Genomic DNA, 23,359 nt, shown 5'->3' on the forward strand with positions numbered 1-23,359 from the left:
TCTGGCGATGGGCGCGGACCGGGCGGTGCTGGTGCAGGTCGAGGACGGCACCGAGGTCGAGCCGCTGGCGGTGGCCAAGATCATCAAGGGTATTGCCGATGAGGAGCAGCCGGCGCTGATCATCACCGGCAAGCAGGCGATCGACGATGACAGCAACCAGGTCGGCCAGATGGTCGCCGCATTGCTGGGCCGTCCGCAGGGCACCTTTGCCAACGAGGTTTCGGTCGAGGGCGATGCGGTCGTCGTGAAGCGCGAGATCGACGGCGGCTTGCAGACCGTGAAGCTGGCGCTGCCGGCGGTGGTCACCACCGACCTGCGCCTGAACGAGCCGCGCTATGCCTCGCTGCCCAACATCATGAAGGCCAAGTCCAAGCCGCTGGCCACCAAGTCGCCCGCCGACTACGGCGTGGACATCGCGCCGCGCCTCAAGACGCTCAAGGTCTCCGAACCGCCGGTGCGCTCGGCCGGCATCAAGGTGCCCGATGTCGACACGCTGGTCGCCAAGCTCAAGGAAATGGGAGTAGCCTGATGTCCAAGGTTCTCGTTCTCGTCGAACACGACAACGCTTGCGTCAAGGACGCCACGCTCGCTGCCGTCACCGCTGCCAGCCAGCTTGGCGAAGTGACCGCGCTGGTCGCCGGATCGAGCTGCGACGGCGCCGCAACGGCCGCCGCGCAGATCGCGGGCGTCGCCAAGGTCCTGAAGGCCGACGACGCATCGCTCGACAATGCGCTGGCGGAAAACGTCGCCCCGCTCGTCGCTGGCCTGATGGCCGACTTTGACGCCTTCGTCGCCCCTGCCACGACCACGGGCAAGAACGTCGCCCCGCGCGTGGCCGCGCTGCTCGACGTGATGCAGGTCTCGGACATCCTCTCGGTCGAAGGCCCCAAGACCTTCACCCGTCCGATCTACGCCGGCAACGCCATCGCCACGGTCGAAAGCTCCGACGCCAAGCTGGTCATCACCGTGCGCGGCACCGCCTTTGCCAAGGCTGCCGCCACCGGTGGCAGCGCAGCGGTCGAAGCCGTATCGGCCACCCCCGACAGCGGCCTGTCGACCTTCGTCAGCGCCGAGATCGCCAAGTCGGAACGTCCCGAACTGACCAGCGCCAAGATCATCGTCTCGGGCGGCCGCGCGCTGAAGGACGCTGCCACCTTCGAGCAGGTCATCACCCCGCTGGCCGACAAGCTGGGCGCCGGCATTGGCGCATCGCGCGCCGCGGTCGACGCAGGCTACGTGCCCAACGACTACCAGGTCGGCCAGACCGGCAAGATCGTGGCACCGGAAGTCTACATCGCGGTCGGCATCTCGGGCGCGATTCAGCACCTTGCCGGCATGAAGGACAGCAAGACCATCATCGCCATCAACAAGGACGAAGACGCCCCGATCTTCGCAGTGGCCGACATCGGCCTCGTCGGTGACCTGTTCACGCTGGTCCCGGAACTCACCGGCAAGCTCTGACACCATCACACACAACGCCACCTTGGAGTGTTTCCCCGGGGAAACACTCCAAATGGGTTAAGCGCGGAACAGGCCCTGCCACGTTGGCGGGGCCTCTTTCATTTCATTACACCACTTCAAATCCGGGCGATTGCGGTTAGGCTTCGCGCATGAAACAGTCCTCACGCTTTGCCTTGTGCCTCCTCCTGGCCGACCTCCCGCTTTCTACGGCATTTGCTACGCCGCTCGTGCTGGAACCGAGTTCTGACTGGACGTTGCATGTCCAGGAGGACAACTGCCAACTGCTTCGCAGGTTCGGCCAAGGGCAGGCCGAGCTCACCGTCCAGTTCGATACGCGCAGTCCTGCGGAAAGCCCTTCGCTGATGCTGATCGGCGAACCTGTCAGCTTCCGGGGGGAGAAGACCAGCCTCAAACTTTCGATGCTGCCGGGCGGCGGAAGTTACAACTGGGTCGACAATTCCGTCACGCGTGGTTTTACGCTCGATGGCAAGCCTACTCTGCTCGTGAGCTACGTGCCTTTCGTCGACAAGCCGGACAGCACGAAGCCGAAGTATGCCGATTTCCATGCCCGGCGCCGCCTTGTGCTCATGCCCGCGAAGATTGCCGCGATCGACAGAATGCTTGTCGAGCCTGCGCTGAAGCCACCGCTCTTGCTGAAGCTTGGCTCGATGGCCGAACCCTATGCCAGCTTGCGCCGCTGCGGGATGAACGTGGTGCGCAGCTGGGGTATCGAACCAACGGACACCGCACAGATGCCGGAGACCTATCCCTCACCCCGGCGCGGCGCCGATAGCTGGATCGCCGCCCTTCCCCTGCCCCGAGCGACGTCGCAAAGGTCAGACCGGGCCGAGGCACGGGTGCGCCTGATGGTCGACGAACAAGGCCGTCCCTATGACTGCAAGATCAACGTCACCATGGTCAAGGCAGGCTTTGTCGATGAAACCTGCCAGCATCTTATGCATAATGCCAAGTTCGATCCGGCGCTGAATGCTGCACAGAAGCCCGTCAAGGGATGGTGGACAACGGTTATCCGGTTCCAAATGCGCAAGGGGGCGAACGTCGGCCCGTAATTGCATTTCGTGCAACCAAAACTCCATCCTTCGCACTTGCGGAATCAGGGCTGAAACCGCACATAGGACAGGCCTTTCAGGCATCCTCTCCCAAACTTTCCAAGGCTGGCCTTCGGGCCGGCCTTTCTTTTTGCGCAATTGACTCGCAGTCAAGCGCCAAGGCGGATCAGGCGCGGCGGTAGTCGGCGATGATCTCTCCGCATTCGGCCAGCTCGGCCTCGTGACCTTCCTCGCGCCAGGCTTCCTCAAGCGCTTCGGCTTCCCATTGCTGCATGGCGGGGTGCGCCAGCACATGATCCACCCACGCCTGCCCTTTGCCGACATCTAGCCCGTAAGTGCGGATGCGGAAGGCAACGGGCGCGAAGAAAGCGTCGAGCGCGGTGAGAGCAGGCCCTGCCAGCCAAGGCCCGCCAAAGCGCTCCAGCCCCTCTTCGAAGATCTCGCGCACGCGGGCCACATCGCGCAGCAGCGCCGGGCGCATCGGGCGGGGCTTCACGCGAACGCCGACGTTCATCGTGCAGTCGTTGCGCAGGGCGGAGAAGCCTCCGTGCATTTCGGTCACGGCGCAGATGGCGAAGGCGCGAGCAGCTTCGTCAGCGGGCCAGACGCCGTCATGCCGTTCCGCAAGATGGAGTGTGATGCCGAGCGAATCCCACACTGTCCGTGCGCCATCGAGCAGGACGGGCACCTGCCCGGTGGGCGAGAAGGCGCGGAATTCGTCGTAGTTCGACGGCTTGGTGAAGGGCTCGATGCGATCCGTGAACGGGATGTCGAGCGCCTTCATCAGCAGCCAGGGCCGCAAGGACCAGCTGGAGTAATTGCGGTTTGCGGTGATCAGGGTGTAGCTCATGGGGCGCGAACCTAGCGCGCCATGAGCCACGCGCAAGCAGGCCGGCTACTTCGCCAGTTCTGCATCAATCGCCGCCACCAGCGCCGCATCTTCAGGCGTGACGCCCGGAGCGAAACGGGCGGCGACCTTGCCGTCGCGGCCGATCAGGAACTTCTCGAAGTTCCACAGGACTTCGGGGTCCTCGGTCGGCGTCATGCCATATCCCTTGAGCCGCTCGCGCATTTCTGCGGCCGGGCCCTGCTTGGTCGGAGCAGCCTGGATCAGCGCGGCATAGAGCGGCTGCTTGGCCGGACCGGTCACGTCAGCCTTGGCAAAGAGCGGGAAGGAGACCCCGTAGTTGAGCTTGCAGAACTCGGCGATTTCCTCGTGGCTGCCGGGCTCCTGCGCGCCGAAATCGTTGGCCGGGAAGCCCAGCACTTCAAAGCCGCTGCCTGCCTTGGCCTTGTAGAGCGCCTCAAGCCCCTCGTACTGCGGGGTCAGCCCGCACTTGGAGGCGACGTTGACCACCAGCAAGACCTTGCCGGCATGGTTGCCCAGCGTGTCCGGGCTGCCATCGATGCGGCTCAATGGAATTGCGGCAAGGTCATTGGCCATCAGGTGCTCCCCTTCAGAGATCGACGTAGTGCGCCGTCGTGCGGGCGCGGACCTCCTCGGCGGACACGCCCGGCGCGCACTCGATCAGCTTGAAAGGCGAATTGTGGTCCGGACGCTGGAAAACCGCAAGGTCGGTCACGATCATGTCGACCACGCCCTTGCCGGTCAGCGGCAGGGTGCAGGCGGGGATGAACTTCGGGTCACCGTTCTTGGCGCAGTGCTCCATGACCACGATGATCTTCTTGACCCCGGCGACGAGATCCATCGCACCGCCCATGCCCTTGATCATCTTGCCGGGGATCATCCAGTTGGCGATATCGCCGTTCTCGGCCACTTCCATCGCGCCCAGCACGGTGAGGTCAATCTTGCCGCCGCGAATCATGGCAAAGGACTGCGCGCTGTCGAAGTAGGCCGAATGGGGCAGTTCGCTGATCGTCTGCTTGCCGGCATTGATCAGGTCCGGGTCTTCCTCGCCTGCATAGGGGAACGGACCGATGCCGAGCATGCCATTCTCGGACTGCAGCGTCACAGTCATCCCCTCGGGCACATGGTTCGCAACCAGCGTCGGGATGCCGATGCCGAGGTTCACGTAGAAGCCGTCCTGCAGTTCGCGCGCGGCGCGTGCCGCCATTTCGTCACGGCTCCAGCCCGTCTTCAGCCCGTCATGCGTGGTCATGGGTCTTGCTCTTTCGTGTCACTTGATGGGGGGCGGCGCGAGGAACCAGCCTGCGCCGATGAACTGTTCGAGCGCGATGGCGACAGGGCCATCGGCATTGCGCAGATAGTCGAAGACCTCGTCGAAATCGGCCTTCCGGTCGCCGGCAATCGCCAGCACGCACCAGTCGTCGTCCGCGCGGTCGAGGATCTGCTGCTTGCGGGTCTCGCGCGAATGCAGGAGCATGACCCGATCGATGCCGAGCGGATCGAGTCCGGTCGCCTTGAGGATCGTGGCGAGGCGCTTGGCATCGCTTTCGGGCAGCGAGGCGATCCACACCACCGCCGTCCCCGTGCCGCGGATGCGCCGCAGGTGCTGGGCGAGGCCGGGCATCGGAGTGGGCGGATCGTTTAGGTCGAACGCCTTGTCGCCCGGATCGAGATCAATCAGCACGGCCCCGCGCTGGTCGGTGCAAGGGCTCATCTTGGGGACTGCGACAAGACTGCGCTGATCGAGCAGGGCAGAGGTGCGCACCTTGGCCGGCTGGGCCGCCTCGGCTTGGGCCAGAACATAGGCGGCAAGCGCGCCGTAGGGATCGTAGGACGAATCGTCTGCGGCTTGAGGCTCTGCCGCTTCGACCATCGGTGCGGCCGCAGCAGGCTCCGGCACTTCCGGGGCAGGCGCCAGCAGTGGCGGCGTGGCCGAGACGCCTTGGCCGACCGTCACTTCGGGCGTCGTCTGGGGTTTGGGTTGCTCGGGCTTGTTCTTGCCCTTCACCGCCTTGGTACCGAGCGCGCCCGTCGCCGCCAGTGGCGCGATGGCCGCAGCGACGCAGCCCGAGAGCTGCGTGGCCGCCAGCGCCGCCATCAGAGGCAGCGCATGCCGGATCATGCGGCTTCCCGCTCGCGCACGGTGCGGAACTCGATCTTCTTTTCGTAAGGCGCGCCGACGATCATGCGCTGCACATATACGCCGGGGAGGTGAATGCTGTCCGGGTCAAGCGAGCCCGCCGGCACCACTTCCTCGACCTCGACGACGCAGACCTTGCCGCAAGTTGCGGCAGGCACGTTGAAGTTGCGCGCGGTCTTGCGGAACACGACATTGCCGGTCTCGTCCGCCTTCCAGGCCTTGACCAGTGCGATGTCGGCGAAGATGCCGCGTTCAAGAACGTATTCCTGCCCGTCAAATACCTTGGTTTCCTTGCCCTCGGCCACGAGCGTGCCGACGCCGGTCTTGGTGTAGAAGCCGGGGATGCCGGCGCCGCCGGCGCGCATGCGCTCGGCGAGAGTGCCTTGCGGGCAGAATTCGACTTCGAGTTCGCCGGAAAGGTACTGGCGCTCGAACTCCTTGTTCTCACCAACGTAGCTCGAGATCATCTTCCTGACCTGCCGGGTACGCAGCAGCTTGCCAATGCCCTCGTTGTCGATCCCGGCGTTGTTGGAGGCAAAGGTCAGGTCCTTGACGCCCGAATCGCGCACGGCATCGAGCAGGCGTTCGGGGATGCCGCACAGACCGAAACCGCCGCAGGCAATCAGCAGGCCATCGCGCAGCAGGCCATCGAGCGCAGCAGTGGCATCGGCATAGAGCTTCTTCGACATCGGCAGACTCTCCTTTTCGCCGGAGGTGCTAGCACAGGATACAAATTGAAAAGAGCGATTGTTTTTTATCACAATCGATAACAACCTGTGATCAATGAAGCGAATTGCGATCTATCACCTTGAAACGCTGCTGTGGATCGCGCGCCTCGGCACGTTCCGCGCCGCGGCCGAGCGGCTGAACACCACGCAGCCCGCGATATCCGCCCGCGTGCGCGAGATCGAGGAGCAGCTGGGCATCGCGATCTTCCGTCGCGAGGGGCGCAACATGGTGCTGACCGCGCGCGGGCGGCGGCTGGTGCAGGAATGCGAGCCGCTGTGGGCAGGGTTCGAAAAGGCGCTGCTGACGGCGTCCGGCTTCGAGGGCGCCAGCGGCGTCGTGCGGATCGGTTCGGGCGAGATTGCCGCAGCATCGTGCTTGCCGGGCTTCGTCCACGCAATCGAGCAGGACTTGCCCGGAGTGACACTGGAACTGGAGCTGGACCTGACCGCGCGCATGTTTCAGCAACTGCTGGGCGGCACGATTGATCTTGCCTTTCTGGCCGGACCGGTGGCCAGCCCCGGCATCCGCACCACGCCGATCGGTTCAGTCGGCCTCGTCTGGGCAGCGAGCGCGCGGACGGCAGCGGCGGGCGGCTTTGCCAATGCCTTGCCGGTGTGGTCAATTCCGGACCTCTCGCCGCTGCACGGCGTGACGATGGAGACGCTCGAAGCCAACCGCGTCACGCCGCGCTCGATCGGCACCTGCAACAACGTGCGCACGCTGATTGACATCGTCACCGGCGGCGGCGGCGCGGCCGTGCTGCCCGAGCCGATGGTGCGGCCACTGCTGGAGGCGGGCGTGCTCGCCGAGGTTCTGCCGGCCCCCGCCCGCAAGATCCGCTTCGAGGTGGCCATCCGCAATACCGAGAGCGATCCGCTGGTGCTGGAACTGTTTCGCCGGGCGAGCGAGCTGAGGATCGACGGCACGCCGGACTGACGCACGAAAAAGGCCACCGTTTCCGGTGGCCTCGTTCGTTTTGCCCATCGGGCGGGAAAGGCTTATTCGCCCTTCTTGTCCGCCCAGACGTTCTTCTTGGCAAGGTAGGCCAGCACAGTGGCGAACAGGAGGAAGCCGAGCACGGCCCAACCGGTCTGCTTGCGCTTGTCCAGCTTGGGTTCGGCGGTCCAGATCAGGAAGGCCGAAACGTCCTGCGCCATTTGGTCGACAGTGGCCTTGGTGCCATCCGAATAGGTCACCTGGCCTTCGCCGGTCAGCGGAGCGGGCATCGAGAGGTTCAGGTTGGCGAAGTACGGGTTGTAGTACAGGCCGTCCGGAGTCTTGGCATCCGGGAACTTCTTGAGCAGCTCGGCAGGCTGTTCCTGATAACCGGTCAGCAGCGAGGCGACATAGGCGCCGCCATTGTGACGGGCCTTGGTGATCAGCGACAGATCCGGCGGGCTGCCCTGTCCTGCGTAGTACACGGTCGGGAAGTAGTCCGACGGGATGTTGTCACGCTCTGCGCGCTCGCCGGTCTTCGCATCGAAGGTCGGCTGCTTGGTGCCCCACTCCTTGGCGATCGCCTTCACTTCGGCTTCCGAGTAGCCGAGGGCGGCGAGGTCACGGAAGGCAACGTGCTTGAGCGAGTGACAGGTGGAGCAGACTTCCTTGTAGACCTGGAAGCCGCGCTGCAGTTGCTGCTTGTCGAACTTGCCGAACGCCCCGTCGGACGCGAACTTCACGTCCTTGGGGTGCAGGTGGAACTCGTGCTCTGCCGTGGGGGCAGCGGGTTCCGAGATCGCCGAGTAGGCGCCATTGCCGAACGACCAGAGCAGTGCGACGGCGAAGAAGAGGCCGACTAGGGGGCCAAAAAGACGGACCATGGGGTTCTCTTTCTCTTGCGCTTCGTACCGGCTCAGGCGGCCGCAGGGTTGGCGTTGAGCACTGCGCTCTCATCCTTGCCGAGTACGGCTTCGGTGATCGAGAACGGAAGCGGTTCCGGCTTCTCGATCGACGAGACGATCGGCAGGATGATGAGGAAGTGCGCGAAGTAGTACAGCGATGCCAGCTGGCTGAGCATCACGTAAGGTTCCGCAGCCGGAGCGCCGCCGCAGTAGAACAGCACGGCCATGGTCGGGATCAGTCCGAACCAGAAGAACTTGCGGAACAGCGGACGGTAATGCCCCGAACGCACCGGCGAGGTATCCAGCCAGGGCAGGAAGAACCACACCAGGATCGCGCCGAACATGGCGAGCACGCCCATCAACTTGGCCGGGATGAAGAAGAAGTCATAGGTGAAGGCACGCAGGATCGCGTAGAACGGCCAGAAGTACCATTCCGGAACGATGTGCGCAGGGGTCGAGAGCGGGTTGGCCGGAATGTAGTTGTCCGGGTGACCCAGCGCGTTCGGTGCGAAGAACAGCACCGCGCAGTAGATCAGCAGGAACACGCCGAGGCCGAAGCCGTCCTTCGCCGTGTAGTACGGGTGGAACGGAACGGTGTCGCTCTCGCTCTTCACTTCGACGCCGGTCGGGTTCGACGAGCCGGGGATGTGCAGCGCCCAGATGTGCAGGATGATGACACCCGCGATCACGAAAGGCAGCAGGAAGTGCAGGGAGAAGAAGCGGTTGAGCGCGGCGTTGTCGGGCGCATAGCCGCCCAGCAGCCAAACCTGCAGCGGTTCGCCGACCACCGGGATCGCGCCGAACAGGCCGGTGATGACCTTGGCACCCCAGAACGACATCTGGCCCCAGGGCAGCACGTAGCCCATGAACGCCGTTGCCATCATCAGCAGGAAGATGACCACGCCCAGCAGCCAGATCATCTCGCGCGGGGCCTTGTACGAGGAGTAGAAGAAGCCGCGGAAGATGTGGAGATAGACGACGACGAAGAACGCCGAAGCGCCGTTGGCGTGGGCGTAGCGCAGCATCCAGCCCCAGTTCACGTCGCGCATGATGTGCTCGACGCTGTCGAAGGCAACGCCAGCGTTCGCGGCATAATGCATCGCGAGGATGACGCCGGTCACGATCTGAAGCACCAGGCAGAAGCCGGCGAGGACGCCGAAGTTCCACATGTAGTTCAGGTTGCGCGGAACCGGATAACCGGCGCCGACGGCGTTGTAGACGAAGCGGGGCAGCGGCAGCTTTTCGTCAAGCCACTGCGTCAGGCCATTGGCCGGCTTGTATTCGTTTGCCCAGGGAAAGCTCATGTTGCCTGTCCTCAGCCGATCTTCACGACAGTGTCGGAGATGAATGCATATTCGGGCACCTCGAGGTTCTTCGGTGCCGGACCCTTGCGGATGCGTGCGGCGGTATCATAGTGCGAACCGTGGCACGGGCAGAAGTAGCCGCCGAACTCGCCCTTCACTTCACCTTCGCCCGCGCCCAGCGGCACACAGCCGAGGTGGGTGCAGACGCCCATGGTGATGAGCCAGTTGGTCTTGCCTTCCTTGGTCCGCTCTTCCAGCGTCTGCGGATCGCGCAGCGAGGAAGCGTCAACCTTGTCGGCAGCGGAAATTTCTTCCGGCGTCAGGTTGCGGATGAACACCGGCTGCTTGCGGAAGACCGCCTTGATCGCCTGACCCGGCTGGATCGCCGAAATGTCGATTTCGGTGGAGCTCTGCGCCAGGACGTCCGCCGACGGCGCCATCTGACTTACCAGCGGGACCAGCACGGCAGCGCCGCCAACCCCCGCAAAACTCACCGCCGCGATATTGATGAAATCGCGCCGGCGCACGCCTTCTTCGGCCTGTGCCGAAGTGTCGATGCTTGCCTGTTCAGCCATTGAAATTCCCTGCCTGCTGCCGCCGCGCACGCGGATCGCGCACGGTCCAACTTGCCCCTTTGGAACGGCTCTGGAAATTGCCCATGGGGCTAACCACATGAACACCGGAACCGCACGGGAACCGGGCACGCGCAATGCACGGCCCCGGCCCCCACTTGGCGCGCCTGATAGACGCAAAGCCACGGCTTTGCCAACAGGCATTTTGGTGCGGGAAACAGCCCTTGATCGAGCCCGTATTTCCGGGCGATTTCAGTCTTGCGACAGTTGGTGGCGCACAGGTTTCGCCTCAGGCGAATCCGGCGCCTTGCGGCCAGCGCGGCCCGGCGAGTCCCATGACCTTGAACAGAACGCCCATCTGGCCTTCCCCGGTCAGCCGCTCGCGCGCGGCGTGGATTGCCTCGGCATGGGTGGGCGCATAAGCCGCCAGCGCTTCGGCCCGCGCATCGATCCCCAGCGCCCGCAACCAGCGCCCCTGCTCGACCGTGCCGAGCCACTGCACCCCGCGCGACAGCGCGATCGGAGCCAAGGCCGAGAAATCGACATGCGCGGTAAGGTCTGCGTCACCCGGATTGGAAAAGACATCGACCTTGCGATGCGCCCGCACCGCCTGGAGCGAGGAGCCGAAGCGCGGCTCGGCGTGGCCATAATCGATGAACAGCGCTGCGCCGCCCTGTCCGGCCAGCCTGCCCGCCACTTCATAGACGACTGCGGCCGAAGCCGGCGATGTTTCGATGATCGTGCCTTCAGGGGCATCCTGCCGCCCCTGCGGCACAGCCGCATCCATCGGCGCGGAGCCTGCGACCGGCACCAGTCGCCCCTCGGCAAGGCCTACCATGCGCTCGCGCCAGCCAGCAGGCGTCCGCACCATCTGCCGGACCGGCAGGGCATCAAGAAATTCGTTGCCGACGATCAGCAGCGGCCCGTCGCTTGGCAGGGTGGAAAGATCGGCATGCCAGAACGCCGTCGGATGGAGTTCGAGTTGCAGCGCCTTGAGCGCCGTGCTCGTCTCCACGAAATGCACCCGCGGCGTCAGGCCATAGCGGCGTGCCGCGCCCAGCGCATCGCGCGCCAAGGTGCCGCGGCCGGGCCCGAGTTCGACATAGTGGATCGGCTCGGGCCGCCCGGCGCGAATCCACATGTCGGCCATCCACAGCCCGATCAGTTCGCCGAACATCTGGCTGATCTCGGGCGCAGTGATGAAATCGCCCGCCGTGCCGAAGGGATCGCGGCTGGAGTAATAGCGCGCGTTGGATTCGGCCATGTAATGCGCCACGCTGATCGGCCCGGTGTTGGCGATCAGGCGGGCGAAGGTCTCCAGCAGCGATTGGCTCACGCCGGGACGGCTCCGCCCGCGGGCACCGGCTTGCGCATCAATCCGCGCAGAAGGAAGAACAGGCCCACTGCCATCATCGGGACGGTCAGCCACTGGCCCATCGAAAGACCGGTCTGCATGGCAAAGTCGAGCAGCTGTGCATCGGGCTCGCGGAAGAATTCGACGGTGAAGCGCGAAAGGGCATAGCCCAGCGTGAAAGTGCCGACGAGCAGCCCCGGCCGCCAGCGCGCCTTGGTCTTCCAGAACAGCACGAGCAGGATGACAGCCAGCACAAGCCCTTCGAGCCCCGCTTCGTAAAGCTGGCTGGGATGGCGTGCGACCGGCCCACCACCGGGGAAGACCATCGCCCACGGTACGCCGGGACCTGCCTCGCGGCCCCACAGCTCGCCATTGGCGAAGTTGGCCAGACGGCCGAACAGCAGGCCGAACGGCACGCAGACGGAAATGTAGTCGCACACCCGCACGAAGTTCAGCTTGCCGCGCCAGGATACCCAGGCAATCGCGAGCACGGTGCCGATCAAGCCGCCATGGAAGCTCATCCCGCCTTCCCACAGCTTGATCAGGTTTTCAGGATGCGACAGCAGTTCGGGCGCATAGAAGATCGCATAGCCGAGCCGCCCGCCAAGGATGATGCCGAGCGTTGCATAGAAAAACAGGTCGTCGGCATGGCGCTGCGCCATCGGCGCACCGGGCTGGCGCAGCATTTTCGACAGGTGCCAGTAGCCCAGCACGATCCCGGCGAGATAGGCGAGGGAGTACCATTTCAGCGCAAAGAACCCGAGATCGAGCGCGATCGGCCCGACGCCCAGATCCTCCCAGCGAATCGGCGCATGTCCGGCACCTGCGGACGCCGACGCTACGGCAAGCGCGGTTGCTGTTGACACTAGTGACAGCAAGAAGTGAACTCCCTAGAACTTCGTGAACGGACCCGTTTTCGTGCTGTCAAACGCGCCCAATAGGGTAACGTATTGGCACAGGGAAAAGGTTGCAGGCAAACCCGAAAAAGGCGCGAAACAAGACAGCGTCAGGGTGAGGAGACGAAAGGGTATCATGAAGACCGAACTGGACCTTGCCATGGACGGCGCCTTTGGCGCGCTCACTGCCGAAGGTGGCATGTTCCACACCGTCCCGATCGAGCGGTTCGGGCAGCAATTGCCCATGATCGCCGCCGCCCCGCCGCACCTGCCGGCCTACTTCGCGTACTTCTGCGCGACGCAGGGCGAAAAGACCTTCATCGTCGATGGCGATACCCGCCTCAGCTTTGCCGATGCCTACAAGGCCGCGCGCCATGTCGCGGGCGGCCTGGTCGAAGGGCTGAAGCTGCAGAAGGGCGAACGAGTCGGCATCGCCGCGCGCAATTCGGCCAACTGGGTCATCGCCTACATGGGCGTGCTGATGGCAGGCGGTTGCGCCACGCTGCTCAACGGCTGGTGGCAGGGCGAGGAACTGGCGCACGGCATCGATCTGGTGAAGTGCCGCTTCGTCATTGCCGATGCCGGCCGCGCCGCCCGGCTCGATGGCCACGCCCATGGCGCGCAGCTCCTGCCGATGGGTCACGATTGCCCTTATGAAGAGGGCCTTGCCGCGCTGCTCGCAAACGGTGGCGGGATGGAGACGATCCTGCCCGACCTTACCGGCGACGATCTGGCCACGGTGCTGTTCACCTCGGGCTCCACCGGCATGGCCAAGGGCGCCTATTCGGATCATCGCGGCGTGGTTCAGGGCACGATGAATTACGTCTGCCAGTCGGCCGCTATGCTGGCGATCCTCACCGCGCGAGGCGAAGGCCCGGCCGAAGGCTCGCAGCCGGTGACGCTGGTCAACGTGCCGCTGTTCCATGTGACCGGCGAAGTGCCGGTGTTCCTCCAGTCCTTCGCACTGGGCCGCAAGCTGGTGCTGATGCCCAAGTGGGACGCGGTCGAGGCGATGCGCCTGATCGAGCGCGAGAAGGTAACCTACTTCGTCGGCGTGCCGCTGATGAGCTTCGAGATCGCCACCCACCCCGATCGCGACAACTACGACCTGTCGACCTGTGTCTCGTTCGCTGCCGGCGGCGCGCCGCGCCCGATCGAGCATGTCGACCGCATCCGCAAGGCACTGCCCCATGCCTTCCCGCTGCTGGGCTATGGCCTGACCGAGACCAACGGCGTCGGCTGCGGCAATCTGAACGAGAACTACCTGGCGAAGCCTGGCAGCACCGGCACCGCCTCGCGCCCGCTGGTCGATCTCGCGATCCTCGATGACGATGGCAAGCCACTGCCCCAAGGCCAGGTCGGCGAAGTGTCGATCCGCTCGATCTGCAACTTCCTTGGCTACTGGGACAACGAAAAAGCCACGCGTGAGGCGATCATGCCCGATGGCTACTTCCGCACCGGCGACCTTGGCTACCTCGACCCCGAGGGCTACCTGTTCATCGTCGACCGCAAGAAGGACATCATCATCCGCGGTGGCGAGAACATCTCGTGCATCGAGGTGGAAAGCGCAATCTACGCCCACCCCTGCATCGCCGAGGCCAGCGTGTTCGGCCTGCCGGACGAGAAGCTGGGCGAAGTGCCCGCTGCGGTCTATCTCGCCAAGGAGAACTGCTCGGCCACCGAGGAGGAGCTGCGCGAGTTCCTGAAAGCCCACATCGCGCCGTTCAAGATCCCGGTGCGCTTCTGGGAAGTAACCGAGCCGCTCCCGCGTCTTGGCACCGAAAAGGTCGACAAGCGCAGCTTGCGTGAGCGCTACACCAGGGAATTCCTCACGGCCTGACCGGCTGGCGAGTTCGTGAGCTCAGACGCTCACGAACTTGCCGGCCGCGCGGTCCTTGCGGACCTTCAGCCCGTCGAACACCTGCCCGCTCATTGCGATCCACACGCCGGGCGCGGCGACCTGCGCCGTGGCGAAGGCCATGCCGAGGTTGAAGTGCGCGTCGGTCTCGGCAAAGCGCGCCGGTGACAGCGCGCCGGTCAGCACGATGGTCTTGCCTTCGATGTTACTGAGTGCCTTGGCCGTCTCGGTCATCGTATCGGTGCCGTGGGTAATCACGACATGGCGCTCGGGCGCCTCGCGCACGGCGGCAGCGATCAGCGCTCGGTCGGCATCGGTCAGTTCCAGGCTGTCCTTGCGCATCAGCTCCATCACCCGGAACGGCAGCGCCACGCGCGCCTCAGCGATCAGCGCCGGGATGCCGCTCTCGACGATCTGGTATTCGCTGAGCGCGTCGAAATAGGCCTTGTCGATAGTGCCGCCGGTGGTCAGCACGAGGATCGGTTCTTGTTGCATGGCAAGCCCTTAGCCGAGCGACAGGCCTGCCGCTAGTTGCCGGAGGGGGGCGGCGGCGGCGGTGCCGTACCGGTCGTCTGGCTCGGCAGCGATTGCCCGCCTGGCAGCGTTCCACCCGGCGCCCCGCCCGAAAAGCCCCAGCCCTGCTGCGGCGCCGGCGGCCCCATCAGCCCGCGCGGCGGTGACGGCCGCGCCGAAGGATCGGCCTTGGGCCCGGCAGTTTCCCGCGGCGCAGGAGCAGCTGCGGCCGCCATTTGCGCCTCAGGCTCAACGGCCGGCTGCACCGCCGGAGCGGGCACAGGCGCATCTGCCTGCGTCCCCGCCACAGCGACGGCTTGGCGTGCTGGCTGCGCGGCGGGAGCACGCGCCAGTTGCGGGGTCGGTTCTGCCATGACTGCCGCTGGCGCTGCCGCCGGTTGCCCTGCTTCAGGCTGCTGCTGCGCCATCACTGCTGCGGGTACGCCCGATGGCACCGGACTCTGTCCCGACTGGCCCAGCAGCACCACGGCCGCGACAGTGGCGGCAATCGCGGCAAACCCGCCAACCGCAAAACGCTTGCGTGACGGGGTCGTCACCGAAGGCTCCTGCACGGCGAACGGAATGACCTGCGCGGTTTCGCGCGAGGGCACCGGCTCGGCTTGGGGAACCGGTTCGGCCGGAAGCTGCGGCAGCGCCGTCGCCTGCGCCACGATCCGCGCAGCAAGTCCAGGCGGCATCGCCGGACGCGGCGCCTTGTCGAGCACCTGATCGAGCGCGGCATCGGCCCGCGCGGGCGAGGCTGGAACCTTGCGCGCCATCACGCTTGCGCCCCAAGATCGGCGCAGGACACATCGCGTGCCTCGAGCAGCGTGCGCATCTGCCTGCGGGCCCTGAACAGCAGCGATTCCATGGCCTTGATATTGAGGTCCAGAACCTCGGCTGCAAGAGCGTTCGAAAATCCTTCGTAATAACAGAGCACTAACGCCGCCCGATAGCGCTCGGGCAAGTCACCCAGCGCGTCGGCGACGGCCTGCGAGGCCTGGTCGGCTTCGATCCGGCGATCGGCAGACGGCGCGTCGTCAGCGGGATCGGGCATCGTGTCGACCGTGACCACGCGGAAGCGGCGCTTGCGATCGAAGCACAGGTTCATCGTCACGCGGTGCAGCCAGCCGACCAGGCCAGCGCCGGTCGGCGTCCAGCGCGGGGCGTTCTGCCACAGGCGGGCAAAGCAGTCCTGCAGCACGTCCTCGGCCTCGGCCGCATCGGACAGCATGCGCATGGCCACGCGATAGAGCGCGGGCGAATGGCGATCGACCAGCAGCGTGAAGGCGTCGACCGAGCCGCGCGCGACCTCGCGCATGAGGGCCGCATCGTCGAGCGCCTCGCGATGGATCGGGTCCGCAGCGGGAATCGGGCTGTCTTCAGCCGACACCGCTTCCGAGCGCAGATCGCCGTAGAAGGTCAAGGATACCCGCCGTTTCGCACCAATCCCCGGCCCAAGCGCAGGGGATTCCACGTACTCTGCCTGCCGGTTCCCAAGTGAACAACAGATTTACGGGAACTCCAGACACGGTCCGTCGCAAATATTTGCGCGACCGGGCGAAGGGTTGGCCAGCGCACTCCGTTAGGTGCTGCGGAGGCAACCGGCTTTGCGGCCAAGAGTCCTCCGACCTGTCGATCGGACAGCGGGGCTTGCCTCGCCGTCCGGCACTCGGCCCGCGCCGACCGCACCCCGGCGCGGGCCATCTTTATCGGAATTGATGAGGGGTTTATGGACCGTCTTCGCAGCACCACTTTTCTGTCGACGCTGACTGGAGCGTCTCTGGCTCTCATCCTCCTGGCGCCTCAGGCGGCTCATGCCGACACCACCGTCAGCACCAGCACGACCGCGCCGCTCAAGACCTCGACCGCCGGCAACGTCACCGTTGCCAGCGGCGGCACGATCACGCTGGGCTCGGGCGGCACCGCGGTGACGGTCGATTCGAACAACACCGCCACCGTCGCTTCGGGTGGCACGATCAGCAACACCGGCGGCAAGGACGGCGATACCGGCATCACCATCGAGGCCGGGCGCAACACCACGGTGACCAACGGCGGCACGATCACCGTGACCGAAAGCTTCAATGGCGCCGATACCGACAACAACGGCATCGTCGATGGCCCGATCGCCTCGGCCAGCAACCGCTATGGCATCCTTGTCGGAGCGGGCGCGACGACCACGGCAACCCTCAAGAACACCGGCACGATCACGGTTGAGGGCCTCAACTCGGGCGGCATGGTCGCCAAGTCTGACCTCACCGGCAGCGTTTCCAACACCGGCACGATCAAGGTGCTGGGCGACAACAGCGTCGGCATCGGCACCAAGGGCGTCTCGGGCAACGTCACGGTCGAAGGCACTGTCGCAGTCGTCGGCGCCGGTGCGCAGGGCCTGGTCGTCGATGGCAATGTCGGCGGCGCGGTGCGCATCCAGGGCGCGATCTCGCAAAGCTCTGCCTATACCAACGATGCCGGCTCCACGAAGACGCTTTCGCGCACCGACTTGCGCACCGGCAAGGCCGCGGTCGAGATCGGCGGCAGCGTTGCCGGCGGCATCCTGCTCGACGCCGCTCCCTATGACCTCGACAGCACCAAGACCGACGAGGACAACGACGGCGTGGCCGATGCTTCGGAAGTGACCGGCACGATCACCTCGGTCGGCAACAGCCCTGGTATTCTCGTCGGCGCAGCCAGCGACATCGTGATCGGCAAGGTCAAGGGGCGCGATGGCGAATTCTCGCTCGCGCTCGACGGCAACGTCACTGCCAATGCCGTCTACAGCAATACCGATGCCTATGCCGTCGTGATCGGCGGCAAGGGTGGCACCGTGACCATGGCCAATGGCATCGGCGTTTCGGGCACGATCAGCGCGACGACTGTTGACCAGAAGGCCGTCGCCATCCTGATCAACGAAGGCTCGACGGTGCCCAGCCTGTCGAATAGCGGTTCGATCAAGGCCACGCTGTCCTCACCTGGCGAAGGCACTGCCTATGCCATCCAGGACAAGTCGGGGACTCTGACCAGCCTCAACAACACCGGGTTCATCTCGGTATCGGGCTCCAGCGGCGATGACCTGCGCGCGATCGACCTGACCGCCAACACCAGCGGCGTAACGATCAAGCAGTACCTCAACGCGATCGACAAGAAGGCGCAGGATGCCGAGAAGGCCGCCAGCGGCTACAACCCGGCCAACCCCACGATCTACACCTCGATCACCGGCAACATCCACACGGGCAGCGGCAACGACGTGCTCGACGTGGCTTCGGGCCGCATCTTCGGCAACAGCTTCCTCGGCGCGGGCAACGATTCGGTCCTGCTTTCGGGCGACAGCGGCTATGTCGGCAACATCGACTTCGGCGCGGGCACCGCGACGATGACGATGGGCGACACCGCCTTCTTCATCGGCAAGCTCGATCTTGCCGGGAATGCCGGAACGCTGACCCTTGGCGGCACCTCGATCTTCGCCGGCACGCTGGCCAACAGCGGCGCGCTCGACGTCACGGTCAACGGCGGACGCTTCGGAGCCAGCAGCGCCACTACTATGAAGTTCGACAGCCTTGCCGTGAACTCCGGCGGTGCGCTCAACGTCTATATCGACGGCAGCACCGGCACCTCCTCGCTGATCGACGTGAACACCGCGACTTTTGCAAGCGGCTCGAAGGTCACGGCCACGATCACCTCGCTCGACAAGGCCGTGGGCAACTACACCTTCCTCAAGGCGGGCACGCTGACCGGTTCGCCGGTGTTCGATGCCACCACCACCCAGCTCCCGGTCCTGTTCAACGGCGCGATCAATCGCGTCGGCGAGACGCTGGTGCTGGCCGTGACGCGCAAGAGCGCCGCGCAGCTGGGCCTCACCGCGCCGCAAGCCGCCGCCTATGACGCGATCTACAAGCAGGGCACGGCGGTGACCAATCTCGGCAGCAGTTTCCTGCAGGTGGAGGATGCTGCCGCGCTGCAGGGCCAGTTCAATCAGCTCCTGCCCGACTATGCCGGTGGCGTGTTCGATTTTGTCACCCGTTCGGGCCGGATCGCCTCGCGCCACCTGATGGACGACAGCTCGATCTTCGACATCAGCGAAGTTGGCGGCTGGTTCGAACCGGTCTACTTCCGCGGGACCAAGGACCAGACCGGCACGGCGGCGTTCGAGGTCAAGGGCTGGGGCCTGTCGGCCGGGCTGGAGCGCGATATCGGCGCGGGCTATCTCGGCCTGTCGTTCCTTTATACCAAGGGCGACATCACCACCTCGGACTACCAGAAGACCGATGCGAGCAACTACGAGCTCGGCCTGTTCTGGCGTCTTGCATCCGGTCCGTTCTACGCCTTCGCCAAGGCCTCGGGCGGCCGCGTTTCGCTGAATTCGACGCGGCAGTTCACCGGCGCCGTCAATGGCACGGCCCTGTCCTACACCGCCAATGGCCGGTGGAAGGGCTGGACCGTGGGCGGTCAGGGCGGCGTCTCCTACCGCGCTGATCTCGGCGGCAACCTCTCGCTCAAGCCGATGGCCAAGTTCGACTATTATCGGCTGAGCGAAAAGGGCTACACCGAGAGCGGCAGCGAACAGATCGCCTTGTCCGTCGCCAAGCGCACCTCGGACCTGCTGACCGGCACCGGCAGCCTCACCGCCGCGTGGAGCGCGGGCGAGGTCACCCGCGACGAGCGCCCGCTCACGCTGGAGCTGGAAGGCGGCTACCGCGCACGGCTCGCCGGAACGCTCGGCGATACGGTGGCGAACTTCGAGGACGGCGACCAGTTCCGCCTGGTGGCCGACCGCATGAAGTCAGGCTGGACGTCCGAAGCGCGCCTGCTGATGGGCGGCATGGACTATACCTGGCAGCTGGCCGGTGGTGCCGAACAGATCCAGGGCGGCGTCGACTACTCGATCCGCGCCTCGCTCAGCATAGCGTTCTGATCGAAACGACAGCGAAAATGGGCGGGTGGCAGGTCAGACTGCCGCCCGCTCTTTTTTTCACGCGAGCGCGTTGGCCCTGGCAATCGCCCCCAGAACGCCGGCACTCGGCTTGGCCTTGCGCTCGAAGGTGACCGGATCATAGCTGGCAAGGCCGAATCTGGGCCGGAAGCCGAAGATCCATTCGAAGTTGTCGACCAGCGACCAGTGGCAATAGCCGATCACCGGCACGCCATCATCCATCGCCTGCTTGAGACCCGCGAGCGAAGGCGGAATGAACGCGGCGCGCACCGCGTCGTCATCTGTGCCGACGCCATGCTCCGAAACCAGCACCGGCACGCCCGTTACCGCATGGGCATACCGCACCGCGCCAGCCAGCGAGAGGGGCCAGACTTCCGTACCTGAAAAGTTGCGCACGCTGCCTTCAGGCGCAGGCAGCCTGCCCTTGTCGCCCCACAAGGCGCGTTCGTAGTTCTGCACACCGATGAAGTCATCGGTCTTGGCCACCTCAAGCCATGCCCCGTAAAGCTCACCGCGCATGCGGTCGCGGATCGAGTTCTTGCCCACCGCCTGATCGTCCAGCATCGCCAGCGACACGCCGACGGGAAGGTCGGGACGCACCGCCTTGATTGCCGCACGGCCGGCCTTGTGCGCGGCCAGTAGTCCCACCTGCAGCGCCGGCAGGTCATCGTACGCCGCCACGTTGCCGCAGACCATCTTCTCCACGCCAAGCCGCTTGGCCGCCGTGTCCAGCGTCAGCTTCTGGATGTCCCACACCGGCTTTGGCAGCATCGCCTTGAGCAGCAGCAGGATGTTGGGTTCGTTGAGCGTGATCGCGCTATGCATCCCGGCGCCCATCGCCTGCGTCACCCTTGTGCAGTAGCGGGCGAACAGCTCGGTGCTCTCGGGATTGGTCCAGCCGCCCTGCGCGCTGAACCACAAGGGCGCGCTGAAGTGGCTGTAGGTGACGATCGGCGCAAGGCCGCGCGCGCGGCAGCCTTCGATGATCCGTCGGTAATGCCCCAGCATGCCCATGCTGAACCGGCCCTTGGCCGGCTCGATCCGCGCCCATTCCACGCCGAAGCGATAGGTATTGAGCCCGATCCACTTGGCCAGATCGAGATCCTGCTCCCACATCAGGAAACTGTTCGCCGCATCGCCCGATGGCTCGGCAAAGACGGTGGGCTGCTGGTGTTCGAGATACCACAGGTCCGACGTGGTGTTGTTGCCCTCGATCTGGTGCGGCGCGGTCGATGCGCCCCAGAGGAAGCCCTCGGGAAAGCGTGGGCTGGGTGCCGCCTTCCGCGTCGTCTTCGCCGACAGCGAGGCACCACTTGCGGCAAGGGCGGCAACGCCCCCGGCGAGAACGGAACGGCGATCAAACATGGTCTCTCCCAAGGCTTTGCCGCCGGACCTACGCCGCGCCAGCCATCAGGTAAAATAACCGATTATCGCCCCGCCATCGGCTCAGCCTATGCCTCGGCGAGGACGTCGAGCATTGCCCGCCCCAGTGGTGGCAGTCCGCGTTCGGCCAGATAGCGCACGCCCACGCTGCGCTCGAAGGTCGCCTCGCCGATCCCGATCGCGCGCAACACGCCGATGGACAATTCCGCTGCGGCCACGGTGCGCGGCAGGATCGTCACACGGTCGCTGTGGCGGACGATGGCCTTGGTCGTCAGCAGCGAATCGCAGCGGATCACGTTCTGCGGCACGGCCACCCCGGCCGCAAGGAACAGCGCGTCGACCTGGCGCCGGAACGCCCCTTGCGCCTCGGGCAGCACCCACGGCAATTCGGCCACTTCGCGCAGCGAAATCCGGTCTCCCAGCGCATCGTGCCGCCGCCCGACGATCAGGGCAAAGGAATCGCGCGCTGCCGTCACTTCCACCAGGTCGGGCGGACAGGCCTCGATCTCGGTCGTGACGAAAGCGAGGTCGATCGCGCCATTGCGCAAAAGGTCGGCCAGTTGCGGGTCCGGCCGCTCGACCACGCTCAACGCAAATGGCCCGACGCGCTCCTCCAGCCGCGCCACCGCTTGCGGCAGCAGGCTGACCAGCGCGCCTGGCGTCCCGCCGATCCGCAAGGGGCCCGCCACGTTGCGCGCGGCATGGTCCACCTCGACCGCTGCCGTCTCCAGCAGCCGCACCATCGCCTGCGCACGTTCCCGCAAGGCCTCACCCTCGCGCGTCAACACGATGCCGCTGCGCGAGCGGGCGAACAGCGTCACTCCCAGCCGCTGCTCCAGCAGCGAGATCGTGTTCGAAACCGAAGGTTGCGAGATGTTCAGCACCCGCGCCGCGCCGCTGATCGATCCGGTCTCGCACACCCGCCAGAACGTGGCGACGGCACGGGGATCGAGGCGGAGGCGCGATGGGGGCTTGCTCATGACTCTGGCTTAGCCCGCAAGCATAGCCTGTGTCTATGTGATAAGCCTCAGGGATCTGCCCTACTGACCTTGTCACCCCGGTGACAATCATTGTCATCGGACATCGCCCAGGCCCCGCGATAGCTGGAATGCCATCATCCAGTCGCGAGGGGTACGATGGCGACCAAGCACCTTTTCCTGCAGGCCAGTGCCTGCGCCCTGGCCGTGGCCGCCGCGCTGCCCACGCCCGCGTTCGGCCAGCAGGCCAATGAAGCCGAAGCCCGCTATACCGCGCTTGCCGCGCAGGAGCGCCAGAAGGCCGGCGACCCCGCGTTCGACTACGCCCTCGGCCTCGCCGCGTCGGATGCCGGGCACTACGGCGAAGCCATCGTCGCCCTGCAGCGCGTGCTGGCCCGCCAGCCCGACAATGCCCCCGCCCGCGCCGAACTCGCCCGCGCCTATGCCTTGGCCGGTGACATCGACACCGCCCGCGCCCAGTTCGCCACTGTGGTCGACGATCCGACCATTCCCGACCCGGTCCGCCAGCGCTTCACCGGCTTCGTCCGCCAGTTTGACAAGCAGATCAAGGGCGGCGGCTCCGACCTTTCCGGCTTTGCGGAAAGCGCGTTCGGGCACGACAGCAACATCAACTCCGCCACCCAGCTGACCTCGATCACCATCCCGCTCTTCGCCGCGCTCGGCCCCGGAACGCTGGGCAACAACGCCCGCGCCCAGAAGGACGAATTCTACGACCTGTCCGGCGGCATCTCCGCTGTCAGCGCGATCAGCCGGACCAACCGCGTGTTCGGCTCGCTCCTCGGCAACTTCCGCGACAACCTGGATTCCGCCGCCTTCGATCAAGCCAGCCTCACCGGCACCGCAGGTTTTGCCCACACCTTCGCCAACCGCGATGTCGCCTCGCTTTCGGGGCAGGTGCAGAAGTACTGGCTCGGCCACAAGGGCTTCCGCACTGCCTTTGGCGCGATCGGCCAGTACACGCATATGCTGCCCGGCGGCAAAGCCCTCTCCGCCTCCGTCCAGTACACCCGTTTCGACTATGACCGCGATCCCTTGCGCGATGCAGACCGCCTTGCCGTGGGTCTCGGCCTTGCCGCGCGCCAGTTCTCGGTCAACCTGATCGGCGGGCACGAGGAAACGCGCAGCCAAGCAGGCGATGCCGAATCCAACACCTTCGCCGGAGCGAGCGCCGGTGCCGAAATCCAGATTGCGCCCAAGGTCGCGGTCGTCGGCGGCGTGGCGTTCGACTTGCGCCGCTATGACCGCGCCGACCTGCTGTTCATGCGCAAGCGCCATGACGAGCGCGTCGATGTGACCGCCGCGGTCAAGTTCGCCATCCTGCCGCGCCTGTTCCTCCAGCCCAAGGCCACATGGTCGCGCAACTGGTCGAACATCGCCCTCTACGATCACGAACGCTGGACCGTGCAGGCCGGCGCGCGCTTCGAATTCTGATCCGGGAGACCAGC

Annotated in this window: 22 protein-coding genes; 7 read left to right on the forward strand and 15 right to left on the reverse strand. The window is 65.5% G+C overall.

What is annotated here, in order from left to right; translation table 11 throughout:
• The 3 genes from HGI46_RS19090 to HGI46_RS19100 all read left to right on the forward strand — a co-directional run.
• Positions 1-529 (forward strand): electron transfer flavoprotein subunit beta/FixA family protein (locus tag HGI46_RS19090; protein WP_168905447.1); only part of this gene is annotated, 529 nt, incomplete at its 5' end.
• A complete protein-coding gene (locus HGI46_RS19095) occupies positions 529-1,461 on the forward strand; it encodes an electron transfer flavoprotein subunit alpha/FixB family protein (RefSeq protein ID WP_168905448.1) in 933 nt (310 codons plus the stop codon). The genes HGI46_RS19090 and HGI46_RS19095, both read left to right, overlap by 1 nt.
• 149 nt (positions 1,462-1,610) lie before the next feature.
• The gene (locus HGI46_RS19100) at positions 1,611-2,531 is read left to right on the forward strand and encodes a hypothetical protein (protein ID WP_168905449.1); all 921 of its coding nucleotides are present in this window, start codon (positions 1,611-1,613) and stop codon (positions 2,529-2,531) included.
• A gap of 166 nt (positions 2,532-2,697) precedes the next feature.
• Here HGI46_RS19100 and HGI46_RS19105 read toward each other — a convergent pair whose 3' ends face one another.
• The 5 genes from HGI46_RS19105 to HGI46_RS19125 are packed head-to-tail and all read right to left on the reverse strand — an operon-like array spanning position 2,698 to position 6,228.
• Positions 2,698-3,381, reverse strand: coding sequence for a glutathione S-transferase family protein (locus HGI46_RS19105; RefSeq protein WP_168905450.1), 684 nt, complete (start codon positions 3,379-3,381; stop codon positions 2,698-2,700).
• A gap of 45 nt (positions 3,382-3,426) precedes the next feature.
• Complete coding sequence (locus HGI46_RS19110; RefSeq protein ID WP_168905451.1) at positions 3,427-3,975, reverse strand: glutathione peroxidase; 549 nt, start codon at positions 3,973-3,975, stop codon at positions 3,427-3,429.
• A 13-nt stretch (positions 3,976-3,988) separates the two neighbouring features.
• Positions 3,989-4,651 carry a CoA transferase subunit B gene (locus tag HGI46_RS19115; protein WP_168905452.1) on the reverse strand — a complete coding sequence of 221 codons (663 nt, stop codon included), beginning with the start codon at positions 4,649-4,651 and terminating at the stop codon, positions 3,989-3,991.
• An 18-nt stretch (positions 4,652-4,669) separates the two neighbouring features.
• On the reverse strand, positions 4,670-5,521 hold the full coding sequence (locus tag HGI46_RS19120) for a hypothetical protein (RefSeq protein ID WP_168905453.1): 852 nt from the start codon (positions 5,519-5,521) through the stop codon (positions 4,670-4,672).
• Positions 5,518-6,228: a CoA transferase subunit A gene (locus tag HGI46_RS19125; RefSeq protein WP_168905454.1), complete on the reverse strand. Its 711-nt coding sequence runs from the start codon at positions 6,226-6,228 to the stop codon at positions 5,518-5,520. The genes HGI46_RS19120 and HGI46_RS19125 overlap by 4 nt, the downstream gene beginning before the upstream one ends.
• 94 nt (positions 6,229-6,322) lie before the next feature.
• On the opposite strand from HGI46_RS19125, the gene HGI46_RS19130 reads away from it, so the two are divergent.
• Complete coding sequence (locus tag HGI46_RS19130; RefSeq protein WP_168905455.1) at positions 6,323-7,204, forward strand: LysR family transcriptional regulator; 882 nt, start codon at positions 6,323-6,325, stop codon at positions 7,202-7,204.
• 62 nt (positions 7,205-7,266) lie between these two features.
• Here the strand turns inward: HGI46_RS19130 and HGI46_RS19135 are convergent, their stop codons facing one another.
• The 5 genes from HGI46_RS19135 to lgt form a co-directional block, all read right to left on the reverse strand.
• Positions 7,267-8,088 carry a cytochrome c1 gene (locus HGI46_RS19135; protein WP_168905456.1) on the reverse strand — a complete coding sequence of 274 codons (822 nt, stop codon included), beginning with the start codon at positions 8,086-8,088 and terminating at the stop codon, positions 7,267-7,269.
• A gap of 32 nt (positions 8,089-8,120) precedes the next feature.
• On the reverse strand, positions 8,121-9,413 hold the full coding sequence (locus HGI46_RS19140) for a cytochrome b N-terminal domain-containing protein (RefSeq protein WP_039337158.1): 1,293 nt from the start codon (positions 9,411-9,413) through the stop codon (positions 8,121-8,123).
• 11 nt (positions 9,414-9,424) lie between these two features.
• Entirely contained in the window at positions 9,425-9,988 is a 564-nt protein-coding gene (gene petA / locus HGI46_RS19145) for a ubiquinol-cytochrome c reductase iron-sulfur subunit (protein WP_118072511.1), read from the reverse strand.
• A gap of 286 nt (positions 9,989-10,274) precedes the next feature.
• Complete coding sequence (locus HGI46_RS19150) at positions 10,275-11,321, reverse strand: SAM-dependent methyltransferase (RefSeq protein WP_168905457.1); 1,047 nt, start codon at positions 11,319-11,321, stop codon at positions 10,275-10,277.
• Entirely contained in the window at positions 11,318-12,214 is an 897-nt protein-coding gene (lgt, locus tag HGI46_RS19155) for a prolipoprotein diacylglyceryl transferase (RefSeq protein WP_240344899.1), read from the reverse strand. The genes HGI46_RS19150 and lgt overlap by 4 nt, the downstream gene beginning before the upstream one ends.
• Positions 12,215-12,371: 157 nt before the next feature.
• Between lgt and HGI46_RS19160 the strand changes: the two genes are divergently transcribed.
• The gene (locus HGI46_RS19160; protein WP_118072514.1) at positions 12,372-14,075 is read left to right on the forward strand and encodes a class I adenylate-forming enzyme family protein; all 1,704 of its coding nucleotides are present in this window, start codon (positions 12,372-12,374) and stop codon (positions 14,073-14,075) included.
• 21 nt (positions 14,076-14,096) lie between these two features.
• On the opposite strand, the gene HGI46_RS19165 is transcribed toward HGI46_RS19160, so the two are convergent.
• From HGI46_RS19165 to HGI46_RS19175, 3 genes are read right to left on the reverse strand one after another with little or no spacing between them, the layout of a single operon-like run.
• A complete protein-coding gene (locus HGI46_RS19165) occupies positions 14,097-14,588 on the reverse strand; it encodes an asparaginase domain-containing protein (RefSeq protein WP_168905458.1) in 492 nt (163 codons plus the stop codon).
• A gap of 32 nt (positions 14,589-14,620) precedes the next feature.
• Positions 14,621-15,385: a hypothetical protein gene (locus HGI46_RS19170; RefSeq protein ID WP_168905459.1), complete on the reverse strand. Its 765-nt coding sequence runs from the start codon at positions 15,383-15,385 to the stop codon at positions 14,621-14,623.
• A complete protein-coding gene (locus HGI46_RS19175) occupies positions 15,385-16,032 on the reverse strand; it encodes an RNA polymerase sigma factor (protein ID WP_206065832.1) in 648 nt (215 codons plus the stop codon). Before HGI46_RS19175 ends, HGI46_RS19170 begins: the two co-directional genes overlap by 1 nt.
• A gap of 306 nt (positions 16,033-16,338) precedes the next feature.
• Here HGI46_RS19175 and HGI46_RS19180 point away from each other — a divergent pair, with 306 nt between their 5' ends.
• Positions 16,339-19,515 (forward strand): autotransporter domain-containing protein, encoded by a 3,177-nt coding sequence (locus HGI46_RS19180; RefSeq protein WP_168905460.1) that lies wholly within the window; start codon positions 16,339-16,341, stop codon positions 19,513-19,515.
• Positions 19,516-19,572: 57 nt separating this feature from the next.
• Here HGI46_RS19180 and HGI46_RS19185 read toward each other — a convergent pair whose 3' ends face one another.
• Both HGI46_RS19185 and HGI46_RS19190 read right to left on the reverse strand, forming a co-directional pair.
• Complete coding sequence (locus tag HGI46_RS19185; protein WP_168905461.1) at positions 19,573-20,898, reverse strand: family 1 glycosylhydrolase; 1,326 nt, start codon at positions 20,896-20,898, stop codon at positions 19,573-19,575.
• A gap of 86 nt (positions 20,899-20,984) precedes the next feature.
• Complete coding sequence (locus HGI46_RS19190; protein WP_118072520.1) at positions 20,985-21,896, reverse strand: LysR family transcriptional regulator; 912 nt, start codon at positions 21,894-21,896, stop codon at positions 20,985-20,987.
• A gap of 156 nt (positions 21,897-22,052) precedes the next feature.
• Between HGI46_RS19190 and HGI46_RS19195 the strand changes: the two genes are divergently transcribed.
• Positions 22,053-23,345: a tetratricopeptide repeat protein gene (locus HGI46_RS19195; protein ID WP_168905462.1), complete on the forward strand. Its 1,293-nt coding sequence runs from the start codon at positions 22,053-22,055 to the stop codon at positions 23,343-23,345.
• The last annotated feature ends 14 nt before the right edge of the window (positions 23,346-23,359 follow it).

Origin of the sequence: Novosphingobium sp. ERW19, from assembly GCF_012641315.1 — a bacterium.
Lineage (GTDB): Bacteria > Pseudomonadota > Alphaproteobacteria > Sphingomonadales > Sphingomonadaceae > Novosphingobium.

Excerpts from the sequence above, each read along its gene's own strand:
- HGI46_RS19120 (WP_168905453.1), bottom strand. The coding sequence starts at position 5,521 with ATGATCCGGCATGCGCTGCCTCTGATGGCGGCGCTGGCGGCCACGCAG.
- HGI46_RS19100 (WP_168905449.1), top strand. The coding sequence starts at position 1,611 with ATGAAACAGTCCTCACGCTTTGCCTTGTGCCTCCTCCTGGCCGACCTC.
- HGI46_RS19135 (WP_168905456.1), bottom strand. The coding sequence starts at position 8,088 with ATGGTCCGTCTTTTTGGCCCCCTAGTCGGCCTCTTCTTCGCCGTCGCA.
- HGI46_RS19170 (WP_168905459.1), bottom strand. The coding sequence starts at position 15,385 with ATGGCGCGCAAGGTTCCAGCCTCGCCCGCGCGGGCCGATGCCGCGCTC.
- HGI46_RS19190 (WP_118072520.1), bottom strand. The coding sequence starts at position 21,896 with ATGAGCAAGCCCCCATCGCGCCTCCGCCTCGATCCCCGTGCCGTCGCC.
- petA (WP_118072511.1), bottom strand. The coding sequence starts at position 9,988 with ATGGCTGAACAGGCAAGCATCGACACTTCGGCACAGGCCGAAGAAGGC.
- HGI46_RS19160 (WP_118072514.1), top strand. The coding sequence starts at position 12,372 with ATGAAGACCGAACTGGACCTTGCCATGGACGGCGCCTTTGGCGCGCTC.
- HGI46_RS19115 (WP_168905452.1), bottom strand. The coding sequence starts at position 4,651 with ATGACCACGCATGACGGGCTGAAGACGGGCTGGAGCCGTGACGAAATG.
- HGI46_RS19095 (WP_168905448.1), top strand. The coding sequence starts at position 529 with ATGTCCAAGGTTCTCGTTCTCGTCGAACACGACAACGCTTGCGTCAAG.
- HGI46_RS19125 (WP_168905454.1), bottom strand. The coding sequence starts at position 6,228 with ATGTCGAAGAAGCTCTATGCCGATGCCACTGCTGCGCTCGATGGCCTG.
- HGI46_RS19110 (WP_168905451.1), bottom strand. The coding sequence starts at position 3,975 with ATGGCCAATGACCTTGCCGCAATTCCATTGAGCCGCATCGATGGCAGC.
- HGI46_RS19195 (WP_168905462.1), top strand. The coding sequence starts at position 22,053 with ATGGCGACCAAGCACCTTTTCCTGCAGGCCAGTGCCTGCGCCCTGGCC.
- HGI46_RS19140 (WP_039337158.1), bottom strand. The coding sequence starts at position 9,413 with ATGAGCTTTCCCTGGGCAAACGAATACAAGCCGGCCAATGGCCTGACG.
- HGI46_RS19130 (WP_168905455.1), top strand. The coding sequence starts at position 6,323 with ATGAAGCGAATTGCGATCTATCACCTTGAAACGCTGCTGTGGATCGCG.
- HGI46_RS19180 (WP_168905460.1), top strand. The coding sequence starts at position 16,339 with ATGGACCGTCTTCGCAGCACCACTTTTCTGTCGACGCTGACTGGAGCG.
- HGI46_RS19105 (WP_168905450.1), bottom strand. The coding sequence starts at position 3,381 with ATGAGCTACACCCTGATCACCGCAAACCGCAATTACTCCAGCTGGTCC.
- HGI46_RS19165 (WP_168905458.1), bottom strand. The coding sequence starts at position 14,588 with ATGCAACAAGAACCGATCCTCGTGCTGACCACCGGCGGCACTATCGAC.
- HGI46_RS19185 (WP_168905461.1), bottom strand. The coding sequence starts at position 20,898 with ATGTTTGATCGCCGTTCCGTTCTCGCCGGGGGCGTTGCCGCCCTTGCC.